Below are 14,046 nucleotides of genomic sequence, written 5' to 3'. Positions count from 1 at the left end.
CGTCGAGCAGAGCTGGGGCGTAAGTTCATTATAAAAGAATAACTAGGAGGATGGAGTATGTGCGCAATACTGACATACGAAGGTGATGACATATCCGAGCAGGAGTTTCAAACTCTTTTGCAAAGAACAAGCCTTAGAGGCCCGGATATGTCCAGGTACAAAAAGGTAGAAAAAGGATATATAGGTTTTAATCGTCTCTCGATAATGGGACTGAATGAAGAAGGAATGCAACCCTTCTACCTTAATGATAATGCAGTAATTTGTAACGGAGAGTTATATGGATTCAGAGCACTGCGAGAGTACCTGGTATCCCTCGGATACAGCTTTAGAAGTGACAGTGATTGCGAGATACTCCTCCCTTTGTATGAGAAACTCGGAACCAAGATGTTCGATATTCTCGATGCGGAATTTGCCTGCGTCATATATGACGGTGAAAAGAAAAAGTTCATAGCTGCAAGAGATCCGATAGGAATCAGACCTCTTTACTATGGATACGATAAAAAAGGAAATATAATCTTCGCATCGGAGCCCAAGAACATGGTTGGTGTGGCAGACAAGATAATGCCTTTCCCTCCCGGACATTACTACGAGGACGGCAAGTTCATCTGCTACAGAGATATGACTAAGGTAAAAGAAGTAAAGTTTGACGAAGTAAACGTGATCGCGGAAAAGATCCACGACAAGCTTCTTAAAGGAATTGAAAAGAGACTTTCAGCCGATGCGCCGATAGGATTTCTTTTATCGGGTGGCCTTGATTCATCACTTGTATGCGGAGCCGCAGCAAAGATGCTTGGCAAGAAGATAAGAACCTTCGCGATCGGAATGGACATAGACGCGATCGACCTCAAGTACGCAAGAGAAGTTGCGGATTATATAGGAAGCGAACACACAGAAGTGATCATTTCCAAAAAAGATGTTATTGAGGCGGTCGAGCCTGTTATAGAAGCTCTCGGAACATATGACATTACGACAATACGAGCTTCTATCGGAATGTATCTTCTGTGCAAATGGATTCACGAAAACACAGATATCAAGGTAATCCTTACAGGAGAGATATCCGACGAGCTCTTTGGATATAAATATACAGACTTTGCGCCGAGCGCGGATGAGTTCCAGAAAGAAGCGCAAAAGAGAATTCACGAGATACACATGTACGACGTACTCAGAGCCGACAGATGTATCAGCGTAAACTCTCTTGAAGCGAGAGTTCCTTTCGGGGATCTTGATTTTGTAGAGTACGTAATGAGCATAGACCCGCAGAAGAAGATGAACACCTACGGCATCGGAAAATATCTTTTGCGACATGCGTTTGAAAAAGATGAGCTGATACCGAGGACGATCCTCATGAGAGAGAAAGCTGCTTTCTCAGACGCGGTAGGACATTCACTTCGAGATGACCTTATAGAGTGTGCGGATAGCCTTTACAGCTACGCAGATTACGAGACCAAGAAAAAGAAATACACTCACGCAACTCCTTTCACAAAGGAATCACTTTGGTACAGAGAGATTTTTGAAAAGTATTATCCCGGCCAGTCAGATATGGTTGTGGACTTCTGGATGCCCAACAAGAACTGGGAAGGTTGCAATGTAAACGATCCTTCCGCAAGAGTTCTTTCAAACTACGGAGCATCTGCAAAATAAATGAGTATGAATATGGAGGACAAAAAGATGATCGATGCATCAAAACTTACAGAACAATTCGGAAGTCTGGTATTTAGCGACAAGATTATGAAAGAGCGCTTGCCTAAGGACATTTACAAGGCAGTGCACAAGACAATAGAAAAAGGAACACACCTTGAGCTCGACGTTGCAAATACAGTCGCAGCAGTAATGAAAGAGTGGGCTATCGAAAACGGTGCAACACATTTCACACATTGGTTCCAGCCTATGACAGGTCTTACAGCAGAGAAGCACGACAGCTTCATTTCACCTACAGGCAACGGACAGATCCTCATGGAGTTCTCGGGAAAAGAGCTTGTTAAGGGCGAACCTGATGCATCAAGCTTCCCTTCAGGAGGACTCAGAGCAACATTCGAGGCAAGAGGATACACAGCATGGGATCCTTCATCACCTGCATTTATCAAGGACGGATCACTTTACATTCCTACAGCATTCTGCTCATACGGCGGAGAAGCACTTGATAAAAAGACTCCTCTTTTAAGATCAATGGATGCTCTTTCAAAAGAAGCAGTTAAGGTCCTTAACCTTCTCGGATATAAGGACGTTGCAAGAGTAGATACTACGATCGGTTCCGAGCAGGAATACTTCCTTATCGACAAGGATTTCTATAAGCAGAGAAAAGACCTTCTCTTCACAGGAAGAACTCTTATCGGAGCACCTGCATCAAAGGGACAGGAGATGGAAGATCACTACTTTGGTGTTATCAAGCCCAAGGTATCGGCATATATGCACGATCTTGACGAGGAACTCTGGAAACTCGGAATTCCCGCTAAGACCAAACACAACGAGGTTGCTCCTTCACAGCACGAGCTTGCTCCCGTATTCGAGACAGCTAACGTAGCCGTAGATCATAACCAGCTCACAATGGAAGTTATGAAGAAGGTTGCTGACAAGCACAATTACGCTTGCCTCCTTCATGAGAAGCCTTTCGAAGGAATCAACGGATCAGGTAAGCACAACAACTGGTCAGTATGCACAGATACAGGAATGAACCTTCTCGATCCCGGAAAGACACCGGCAGAGAACATTCCTTTCCTCGTATTCTTAACAGCAGTGATCGCAGCAGTTGATGAGTATGCACCAATCCTTCGTCTCTCTGTTGCATCTGCAGGAAACGATCACAGACTCGGCGGAAACGAGGCACCTCCGGCAATCGTATCTATCTTCGTTGGAGATGAGCTTGCACAGGTTATCAAGAGTGTTGAAGAAGGCACAGCATATCACGGAGCAGCTAAAGTTCAGATGGGTATGGGTGCGGATGTACTTCCTCACTTTACAAAGGACAACACAGACAGAAACAGAACATCACCTTTCGCATTCACAGGAAACAAGTTTGAGTTCCGTATGCCCGGTTCTGCAGTGTCTGTAGCAAACGCAAACATCGTTCTTAATACAGCAGTTGCTGAGATACTTACAAGACTTTACGAGAAGCTTTCAAAGTTCAGCGAAGCTGAGATGAAAGAAAAGGTTCTAGAGGTTCTTCAGGAAGAACTTAAAGAACATAAGAGAGTTCTTTTCAACGGAAACGGATACTCGGATGAGTGGGTTGCCGAGGCTGAAAAGAGAGGTCTTCCTAACCTCAAGTCACTTCCCGAGGCAATGCCTTACTGGATCAAGGACGAGTCGATCAGTCTCTTCACAAAGCACAAGATCTTCACAGAAGAAGAGATCAGATCAAGATATGACATTCTCCTTGAGAACTACTCAAAGTCAATTCATATCGAGGCGCTCACAATGGAAGAGATGGTCAGAAAAGATCTTACAGAAGGAATCATTTCTTATGAAAAAGATCTTACAAGTGAGATCCTTCAGAAGAAGAGTGTTCTTGAAGGCGTAGGCGGAAAGCTTGAGAGCGGAATCCTCAAAGAGCTTGATGAAGCATCCGAGAAGATGGGACAGGCTCTTGCAAAGCTTACAGAAGATACAAAGGCAGCAGAAGAAAAGGCTGATCTTTTGGAGCAGGCAAGCTACTACAAAGAGCAGATCCTTACAGATATGGATGAGGTCAGAAAATACGCGGATAAGGCAGAAGCTCTGGTACCCGATAAGTACCTCAGCTATCCGACATACGGTCAGATGTTATTTTCACTTAGATAATGGCGGAGCAATTCGTGTTATCGGCTAGAAACAAGATTTAAGAAAAAGGATAAGGATAATAAGGATGGAGATGTGGAAAGAAGAACATGATGCCTGCGGAATAGGTGCAGTCATCAATATAGACGGAACCCCGGACAATAAAGTACTTGGCGATGCGCTCTCGATCGTAGAGAAGCTTGAGCACAGAGCCGGTAAAGATGCTTCCGGAAAAGTTGGCGATGGCGTTGGAATATTGGTGCAGATATCGCACTCATTTTTCTCAAAAGAAGCCAAGAAAATTGGAATGAAACTGGGAGGAGCCGGAGATTACGGAATCGGTATGTTCTTTTTTCCGCAGGACTCCATGAAGCGTATGTTTGCAAAACGTATGCTTGAAGTTATTGCAGAAAAGCAGGATCTTAAGGTTCTGGGATGGAGAGATGTAGAGATCCATCCCGAGATCCTTGGTGAAGCAGCGCTTGTATGCATGCCGCATATCAGCCAGTGCTTTATCGAAAGACCCAAGGATGTCAAAAAAGGCATCGACTTTGACAGAAAATTATATTGCTTAAGAAGAGAGTATGAGAAGAGCTCAGACGATACTTATATCTGCTCTTTCTCATCAAGAACCATTGTTTATAAAGGAATGTTCCTTGTAGGACAGCTTAGAAATTTCTATGAGGATCTTCTTTCACCCGATTACAAGACTGCTATCGCTATGGTTCACTCAAGATTCTCAACCAACACAACGCCTTCATGGCATAGAGCACATCCTTACAGGATGATCGCTCACAACGGTGAGATCAACACCATCAGAGGTAACAGCGACAGAATGCTTGCCCGTGAAGAGACAATGGCATCAAGCATTCTTGAAAAAGATCTCGGCAAGGTTTATCCCGTTATCGCAGCGTCCGGATCGGATTCCGCGATGCTTGATAATACGCTCGAATTCCTTTACATGAATGGAATGGAGCTTCCTCTTGCAATGATGATCACAATCCCTGAACCATGGAAGCACAATGATTTCATGAAACAGGACAGAAAAGATTTCTATCATTACTATGCAACAATGATGGAGCCTTGGGATGGCCCCGCTGCGGTTCTTTTTACAGACGGAGAACTGTTCGGTGCAACTCTCGACAGAAACGGACTTCGTCCTTCAAGATATTATGTTACCAAGGACGGAAGACTTATACTTGCATCCGAAGTCGGAGTGCTTGATATCCTCGAGGAAAATATTGAGAAGAAATCCAGACTTTCACCGGGACACATGCTCCTTGTAAATACCAAGGAAGGCAGGATCATTTCCGATGAAGAGTGTAAGGAGAGATATTCAAAAACAAGCCCTTACGGTGAGTGGCTTGACAGATCTCTTTTGCACCTTAACAAGCTCAATATACCCAATAAGAAAATCCCTACGCACACTCAGGAAATGCGTGACAAATTATATAAAGTATTCGGATATTCATACGAAGACGTCAAGGATCAGATCATGCCCATGGCAACTAATGGCATTGAGCCTACTGTATCTATGGGAACAGACGTCCCGCTCGCATTTATATCCAAGCACCACCAGCCCTTGTTCTGCTATTTTAAGCAGCTCTTTGCGCAGGTTACCAATCCGCCTATCGACTCTTTGAGAGAGAAGGTGGTTACGGATACAACTGTTTACATCGGTTCCGATGGTAATCTTCTTCAGGAAAAGAGCGACAACTGCCGCGTGCTTGAGGTCAACAACCCTATCCTTACGGGTGTAGACCTAATGAAGATTGAGTCCTTGGATCAGGACGGCTTCCATGCCAAAAAGATCTCACTCTTATATTATAAAAACACTTCTGTAGAAAGAGCTTTGGATCAGCTAGACGTTGCAGTGGACAGAGCGGTTTCGGAAGGTGCGAACATCATCATCCTTTCTGACCGTGGAGTTGATGAGAACCACATGCCGATCCCTTCTCTTTTGGCAGTTTCATCTGTTGAGCAGCATCTGGTAAGAACAAAGAGACGTACAGCCGTTTCTCTCATCCTTGAGAGCGGTGAGCCTCGCGACGTTCATCAGATCGCGTGTCTGCTTGGTTACGGTGCAAGAGCCATCCATCCTTATCTTGCGCACGAATGTATAGCAGAACTCATAGATAACGGAATCCTTGATAAGGATTACCACACAGCGATAGATGATTATAACAAAGCTCTTCTCGGAGGTGTTGTAAAGATTGCGGCTAAGATGGGCATCTCAACGCTGCAGTCCTATCAGTCGGCAAGAATTTTCGAGGCTATAGGTCTCTCCGACGAAGTTGTAAATAAGTACTTCACCGGCACTACAAACAGAGTCGGCGGAGTTGGTATAGATCAGATCGGTGAAGACGTGGAGATCAGGCACAACAGAGCCTTCGATCCTCTCGGACTTCCCGCAGATACAAGTCTTGATTCACTCGGCTTCCACAGCCTAAGAAGCGGCGATGACAAAGAGGATCACATGTATTCTCCCAAGACCATCGTTACTTTGCAGCGCTCGGTAAGAGAGGGTGACTATGAGAGATTCAAGGAATACTCTCATATGGTGGACGACGAGAACAGAATGCATACTTTGAGAGCTCTTTTGTCCTTCGTTCCTACAGGAAAAAAAGTGCCCCTCGAAGAGGTTGAGAGTGAAGACGAGATCGTAAAGAGATTCCAGACGGGAGCTATGTCGTACGGCTCACTCTCTCAGGAAGCTCATGAGACGATCGCTATCGCAATGAACAGACTCGGCGGAAAATCCAATACCGGTGAGGGCGGCGAAGCGATAGAAAGATTCGGAACAGAAAAGAACAGTGCCGTTAAGCAGGTAGCTTCAGGTAGATTTGGTGTTACCGGAAGATATCTTTTAAGCGGACAGGAAATACAGATCAAGATGGCGCAGGGTGCTAAGCCCGGTGAAGGTGGACATCTTCCCGGAGCAAAGGTATATCCTTGGGTTGCAAGAACACGTTTCTCAACTCCCGGTGTAACTCTTATTTCACCTCCGCCTCACCACGATATTTATTCGATCGAGGACCTGGCGCAGCTCATCTATGATCTTAAGAATGCCAATGACAAGGCTAGGATCTCGGTTAAGCTCGTTTCCGAAGCAGGTGTCGGAACGATCGCATCCGGTGTTGCAAAGGCAGGTGCGCAGGTTATCCTCGTATCCGGCTATGACGGAGGAACAGGTGCTGCTCCTTCATCATCAGTTCACCATGCGGGACTTCCTTGGGAGCTCGGCGTAAGTGAAGCTCACCAGGCACTTCTTGACAGCGGACTTAGAAGCAGAGTTGTTCTTGAGACCGACGGTAAGCTTATGACAGGTAGAGACGTTGCTATCGCAGCGCTCCTTGGTGCGGAAGAATTCGGTTTTGCCACAGCGCCTCTTGTAACTCTTGGTTGTATGATGATGCGTGTCTGCAACAAGGATACATGTCCTGTCGGAATCGCTACTCAGAACGAAGAGCTCAGAAAGAGATTTGCAGGAAAGCCCGAGCACCTTATGAACTTCATGCATTTCATCGCAAGAGAGCTTCGTGAGATCATGAGCGAGCTTGGCTTTAAGACTGTTGAAGAGATGGTCGGAAGAACCGATTGCCTCAAGATGAGAGATGTTCCTTCTCTTCGTTGCAGGGGTGCGGTCAATCTCGGAAGGATCATTGATTCTTCATATGCAAAGAGAAAAGACAGCCATTTCAACCCCAAGCATGTTTATAACTTTGAGCTTGAAAAGACTATCGATGCCAAGGTTCTTGTGCCTGCATACGAGAAGTTCAAGAAAGGTGGCAATAAGCCTGCCACTGTAAAAGTAGATATATCAAGTACCGACAGAAGCTTCGGTACACTCCTGGGAAGTAGGGTTACTGCCGACTTTACAGATACCCTTCCCGATGATTCGTTTACTGTTGTTGCAAACGGCGGAGGCGGACAGTCCTTTGGTGCGTTCATTCCAAACGGACTTACACTTCGTCTCTACGGTGATGCCAACGACGGTTTCGGAAAGGGATTGTCAGGCGGAAAGCTTATCGTTACCCCTTCCAAGAATGCTACATACAAGGCTCACGAAAATATTGTTATCGGTAACGTTGCGCTTTACGGAGCAACATCAGGTAAGGCATACGTATGCGGTATCGCTGGTGAGCGTTTCTGTGTAAGAAATTCAGGTGCCATTGCTGTCGCTGAAGGCTGCGGTGATCACGGATTGGAATATATGACAGGCGGAAAAGCAGTCATTCTCGGAATGACCGGTAAAAACTTCGCTGCCGGAATGAGCGGCGGAATCGCCTACGTTCTTGATAAGGAGCACACTCTTTATCTTAGAATGAACAAAGACATGGTTTCATTGACGGAACTTACTGACAAGGCTGATATTGCCGATCTTAAGGCTATCCTCAAGGACTATGCAAAAGAGACGGAATCAGAGTATGCAAAAGAGATTCTGGCTCACTTTGATGAATATATTCCTAACTTTAAAAAGATCGTACCGAATAAGTGATAGGAGGCAGAAAATGGGTAAAGTAACAGGATTTCTTGAATATAAAAGAACAACCAATGGAGATGTGCCTCCAAAGGAAAGATTATGTAACTTCAAAGAGTTTCACACATATCTCGACAGGGATAAAAGAGCGGAGCAGGCAGCCAGATGTATGAACTGCGGCGTTCCGTTCTGCCAGTCGGCAATAAGTCTTGGCGGAATGGTAACGGGATGTCCTCTGCACAACCTCATCCCCGAGTGGAACGATCAGATATATGCAGGACACGAGGAGCACGCATACAGCAGGCTCCACAAGACCAGTAACTTCCCCGAGTTCACGGGAAGGGTTTGTCCCGCGCTTTGTGAGAAAGCTTGCATGTGCGGACAGAACGGCGAAGCGGTTACCGTTCATGACAACGAGCTCTATCTTATAGAGACCGCGTTTAAAAAAGGCTATGTAAAGCCCATGATCCCCGCTATAAGAAGCGGTAAGAGAGTAGCCGTTGTAGGAAGCGGTCCTTCTGGACTTGCTACAGCCGATGAGCTCAATCACAGGGGACATATTGTTGATGTGTACGAAAGAGACGATCGCATAGGCGGACTTCTCATGTACGGTATCCCCAACATGAAGCTTGATAAAAAAGTCATCGAGAGACGTCGCAAGCTCATGGAGGAAGAGGGAGTAACATTCCATACAGGAGTTAATGTAGATAAAAAAGAAGCTCAGAAGCTGTTAAAAGAGTATGATGCCGTTGTACTTTGCTGCGGAGCAAAGAAGGCAAGACCTCTTCCCGTAGCTGATCCCGAGAAGATCAAAGGAGTGTATAACGCTGTCGATTTCCTTACAAGGACGACGAAAGCTCTTTTGGAATCTGAGGACAGATCTGTAGAGGCATTAAAAGCACACGGCGGATATATCGATGCGGAAGGCAAGCACGTAGTCATCGTAGGTGGTGGAGATACAGGTAACGACTGTATCGGAACTGTTTTAAGACACGGCGCAAAGAGCGTTACCGCACTTGAGATGATGCCCAAGCCTCCCGTAGAGAGAGCAGCAAACAATCCTTGGCCCGAGTGGCCGAAGGTCCTTAAGACCGACTACGGTCACGAGGAAGCAATAAGCGTATTCGGAGAGGACCCAAGAGTCTACGAGACAACAGTTAAGAGTGTCACCACAGACAAAAAGGGTTCCATTAAAGAGATAGAAACCGTAAAGGTTGCATTTAAGGACGGCAAGCTTACAGAAGTAGCCGGAACCGAAAAGAAATTGAAATGTGACCTGCTCCTTATAGCAGCGGGCTTCATCGGATGTGAAGATTATTCCGCTGACGCTTTTTCAGTAGAAAGAAGTCAGAGAGGAACTGTAATTACCGGTGAAGAAACCTACAGAGTAGGTGACACCAAAGTATTCTCCGCAGGAGACATGCACAGAGGACAGTCACTTGTTGTCTGGGCAATCGCGGAAGGCCGCGCCTGTGCCGGAGAAGTTGATAGATATTTGATGGGTTACTCTAACCTGTGATCAAATATATTTGCCTTTTTTACATTGTAAAAGCCCGAGTGGTATATGACCACTCGGGCTTTTGCTTTATGTGCGCTTTGCGCACGTTTTCAATTTGGAGGATTGGTAAGTGCTATATCTTATTTCTTTTTCAGATCTTCTTTGAACTGCTCCCATGCGTCGGGATGCTGTACATAATATCTCGGACAATCTTTTCCTGTGACATCGTAGTGTCTGATGACATGATCCGTATCGAGATTATATTTATCCATAAGCCACTGGGTGAGCTTTATAACCGTATCATATGATGCATCGGTAAACTGTCCGGTCTCATCCTGATGGCAGACCTCGATGGAAATAGTGTCATTATTTCTGTGATTGGTGGCCGCGGATCTTTCATTAAGCGGTACACACAGAATTGCTTCGCCTTCTATTCCTACTATGAAATGAGAACAGGAATCTGAACTCGGGTCGTTGAAATAGCTTCTGTTCTGTGCGGCGCTTGTTCCGGGGTTGGCGGTATAGTGGATTACTATATCTTCAACGCCATCCAAAGGTAATAATGTCCTTGAAGGATTTCCTTGATCTACACTGTCTATCAGATCAACCTGAACCCATGAAGGAACATCGATATCTTCCTTGCTATAGTCTGTTTTTTTATCATCGGAAGACTGTGAGCTCTCTGCTATCTTAGAGGTCTCGAGCCCGCCGCTGATAGGAAGTTTATTTACTATAAAGAAAAGGAGTCCTGCAAGAGCAAGAAGCTCTATAACAAGAAGGGAAAAACTGCCAAAAAGCTTGTTCTTTTTGCGCTTTCCGGGTCTTATTGCAAATTCGTCGTGATTGTCTGCTTCCGGTCTGCGAGTACGAGTTCTGTTATCCTCAAACTTGCGAGGATCGGCTCTTCGAGGTTCAGGTCTTCCGGGCTCGCGCCTGCGGTAGTCCGCTCTGTTATCGTCACCTCTGCGAGTATTTGCTCTGACATCGTCATATCTGTATCTGCGAGCATCTGTCCTTATATTGTCTGACCTACGTGAGCTTGCTAAAGGCTCGCCAGTCTGTGGATCAAATCTAGGCACACGCTGAAGCGGCTCGCCTGTCTGAGGGTCAAACCTGCGAGGTCTGGGCCTTCGTACATCTTCGTTACCGTAATTGTAAATTTCTCCTCTGCGGTAAGAAGGCTTGTCGTCACTGTATCTGCGTGCTTCCGATCTACGTGTGTTTGTGCCGCTGGCCTTTTTCATATCCGATCTGCTATTGTAATAAATACTATCTAATTCTCTTGACATCAAAAAATCGCCTCTTTCCAGTAAACAAGCGTGTATTACATACTGTACTACCAGTACTAATACACTATAACACCATGGAATTATCTTTGCAATACTAAAATCAAAAATTCTTTCAAAAAAATTAACTTTTTTGACGAGTACGATTTTATAGATATTTAATTCACTTAATACCGATTGTAAGGTATTATTTTTATAGACGTTCTTGTTATGTTTTTTGCCTGTTTTCTACGCAGAGAGGAGTCTCGCATGAAAGTACGTAAGATCAGTATAATCAAGAAAGTAATTGTTGGAGTTATAGCCCTTTTTATTGTAGCGGACATCATATTGGGAATTGTTATCTATAACAAAGCAAGTAATATTTTGAATCAGGAGATCAGAAAGAACACTGAAGCCATATCATCATCTGCCGCTGCACTTATCGACGGAAGCATAGTAGCATCGGTACAACCGGGAGAGGAGGAAACGGAAGACTATCTAAAAGTCAGCAATTTCCTAACTAAGATGCTTAACGCTTCGGGTGTTGAATATCTTTATACGGTAAGATACGCTGCCGATAAGTCTTTGGAATATGCTATCGATGCGCAGATTGAGGATATGTCCTATATCGGAGATGAGTTTACCGATGACGAGGTCATAGAAGCTCTCTCGGGGCAGGTCGTTTCAAGTGATGAGCCTTATACTGATGAGTGGGGCACACATATAACGTCCTACAGCCCCATCTATGTAGATGGAAAGGTTGTCGGCGCAGTCGGCGCAGATGTCAGCATGGTCTGGGTACAAGAACAGACGGGAGCGCTTGTAAAAGATATTATTATCACCTGCCTGATCGTACTTATAGCGGGCTGCATAATCCTTATCATTTTGAGCAGAGCACTGAGCAAAAAATTTGTGCTTTTAAATGATAAGATTGTCGAGCTTACCAAAGGTGACGGGGATCTCACCCAAAATATAGAACTTGATTCCGGAGATGAATTTGAAGTTATCGGCGGAAATATCAATAAGCTCATTTCGTTTATCAGAGAAATGCTTCTTTCCATAAATACAGATTCCGATCAGCTTAGTAAGGCGTCGGGCCACATCGCGGAAAATATCAAAGATGCAAGAAATAATTCCGAGGCGATATCTGCGACGATCACGGATATGAGCTCTGTTATGCAGAATACGTCGAGTTCGCTCAATGAGATGACCGAGCATATGAATGAAATTACGGATTCGTTTAAGGACATTGTTTCAGAAATAGAAGGCGGCCGTGACTTCTCCAAGGAAGTTAAGAACTCAGCTTCTGAAACGGGCAAAAGAGCTGAAGCTGAGCGAAGCAGCGCCGAAGAAAAAGTTTCGGATATGGCTGAGTCTGTTTCCGATAAGATTGAACGTTCAAAGGCTGTAAGCAGGATTGAAGATCTTACGGGAAATATCATCGCGATATCAAACCAGACCAATCTTCTTGCACTGAATGCTTCAATAGAGGCGGCAAGAGCGGGAGATGCAGGAAGAGGCTTTGCTGTTGTTGCTGCGGAGATTGGTGAACTTGCAAGCAATTCACAGAAGGCGGCAAGTGAGATTCAGGCAGTTTCATCCGAAGTTGTAACCGCGGTTAACGAACTTGCGACGGAGGCAAAAGATCTTTTGGATTTTGTAAAAGAAACTACTATAGACGGCTTTGATAAGCTCGTTAATATAAGTGATGATTACCTGAATTCGGCAGAGCGAATCGATGAGATGATGGAACGCTTTGCAGAAGCTTCCGAGCAGATACAGAGTAATGTAAATCTCATCCGGGAATCTACGGGATCGATAAACAGCGCTGTGGAAGATGCGACCAAGCATGTACAGAGCACTGCGGAGAAATCCGTTGAGATGAGCGAGAACATGCTCAAGATCGATGAGGATGCATCCGCCAGCAGCGAACTTTCCGGAAAGCTTAGGACCGAAGTCGGAAAATTTAAACTTGAGTAAAGCATATAAAAAAGGAGGCAATCAAACAGGTTGCTTCCTTTTTGTTTCAATAAGCTTTTTCCATTGCCGCTTTTTTCCATTTTCCGGGGAGCATTCCGACAGTGTCTTTAAATGCCACGGAAAATTTGCTGGCGTTGGTATAGCCGCATAAACCGGAGACCTCGGTCACGGATAATTCATTTTGGAGCAGCAAGTTTTTTGCCTCCTGCATGCGAACATGCTTCCTGTAATCGTGGATCGTGACTCCGTAGATTTCTTTGAAAATTTTTTGGAGCGTTGTGCGATTAAGTCCGACTTTCGCCGAAAGATCTTTTATGGAAATGTCCTTATCCAGATTTTTGCTTAATATCCTTCTGGCTTTATGGACTTTCTCACAGCTGTCTCCGCTAAAGTATATGTCGTTGTATTTTCTTTTGTTCTTAAGGTCGTTAAGCATTACTATAGCCTGAAGCGCCAGGAGCTTTCTGTGAATGGAACCGTGTTCGGCAGGGAGAGCCATCATATCTTTAAAGATATTTTCAAGTCGCTCGTTTGCCTGAACACATATACAGCTCCCGGCTTCTCTGGCTTCTTTGTAGAAATTGCTATTTGTAAACTCACCTGTTTCCAAGGCCTCGTTTAGATAATTGACCGCAAGATCTACAAATACGATCAGGCTTATGCATATCATTCCTTCCGAGCCGATGGTGCATTTTTTAACGCCAACGTTGCTGCTAAATACCACAACGTCGCCTTTATCTGCCGATGCACATCGTCTGTTTTCCATCTCAAAATCAGCGTGACCGTCAACCATATACATGATCTCAATGTAGTTCACAAGCTTCTTTTGTTCCTGCAATAATGGGGTGTAGGCCTCAATCTCGGAATAAACGTAATCTATTCCTTGGGTAATGGGGTATCTGTGCATGATTCCTTCGCCCATGGGGGTTTTCATTCTGTAGAGAACATCGGATTCCTGCTTGCTTATTAGGTGCATGTAGTTTTTAAAAAGATTTTCTGACTTAGCCTTTTTTGAAATGATTTTATTCATGTATGTTTCCTACCTTTTTAGCCCGGAAGTGATATGCGCT

The 14,046-nt window shown here is 44.9% G+C and carries 7 protein-coding genes; 5 read left to right on the top strand and 2 right to left on the bottom strand.

The window, feature by feature from the left end:
• The first annotated feature begins 57 nt into the window (after nucleotides 1–57).
• The 4 genes from asnB (at nucleotide 58) to D6856_RS13775 (ending at nucleotide 9,752) form a co-directional block, all read left to right on the top strand.
• Complete coding sequence (gene asnB / locus D6856_RS13790) at nucleotides 58–1,641, top strand: asparagine synthase B (RefSeq protein ID WP_120687371.1); 1,584 nt, start codon at nucleotides 58–60, stop codon at nucleotides 1,639–1,641.
• Between the two features lie 27 nt (nucleotides 1,642–1,668).
• Nucleotides 1,669–3,777, top strand: coding sequence for a glutamine synthetase III family protein (locus D6856_RS13785; RefSeq protein ID WP_120687424.1), 2,109 nt, complete (start codon nucleotides 1,669–1,671; stop codon nucleotides 3,775–3,777).
• Nucleotides 3,778–3,841: 64 nt separating this feature from the next.
• On the top strand, nucleotides 3,842–8,251 hold the full coding sequence (gltB, locus tag D6856_RS13780) for a glutamate synthase large subunit (RefSeq protein WP_120687370.1): 4,410 nt from the start codon (nucleotides 3,842–3,844) through the stop codon (nucleotides 8,249–8,251).
• Between the two features lie 13 nt (nucleotides 8,252–8,264).
• Nucleotides 8,265–9,752 (top strand): glutamate synthase subunit beta, encoded by a 1,488-nt coding sequence (locus tag D6856_RS13775; RefSeq protein ID WP_120687369.1) that lies wholly within the window; start codon nucleotides 8,265–8,267, stop codon nucleotides 9,750–9,752.
• 119 nt (nucleotides 9,753–9,871) lie between these two features.
• Here D6856_RS13775 and D6856_RS13770 read toward each other — a convergent pair whose 3' ends face one another.
• Entirely contained in the window at nucleotides 9,872–11,020 is a 1,149-nt protein-coding gene (locus tag D6856_RS13770; protein ID WP_243114096.1) for a peptidoglycan recognition protein family protein, read from the bottom strand.
• Between the two features lie 246 nt (nucleotides 11,021–11,266).
• Between D6856_RS13770 and D6856_RS13765 the strand changes: the two genes are divergently transcribed.
• Nucleotides 11,267–12,976: a methyl-accepting chemotaxis protein gene (locus D6856_RS13765; RefSeq protein ID WP_158588960.1), complete on the top strand. Its 1,710-nt coding sequence runs from the start codon at nucleotides 11,267–11,269 to the stop codon at nucleotides 12,974–12,976.
• A 46-nt stretch (nucleotides 12,977–13,022) separates the two neighbouring features.
• Here the strand turns inward: D6856_RS13765 and D6856_RS13760 are convergent, their stop codons facing one another.
• Nucleotides 13,023–14,006 (bottom strand): helix-turn-helix domain-containing protein, encoded by a 984-nt coding sequence (locus D6856_RS13760; protein ID WP_120687367.1) that lies wholly within the window; start codon nucleotides 14,004–14,006, stop codon nucleotides 13,023–13,025.
• Nucleotides 14,007–14,046 lie beyond the last annotated feature (40 nt).

The sequence above is a fragment of the Butyrivibrio sp. XB500-5 genome, from assembly GCF_003625505.1.
GTDB lineage: Bacteria > Bacillota > Clostridia > Lachnospirales > Lachnospiraceae > Butyrivibrio.
This window is presented reverse-complemented; position numbering and strand designations above follow the sequence as displayed.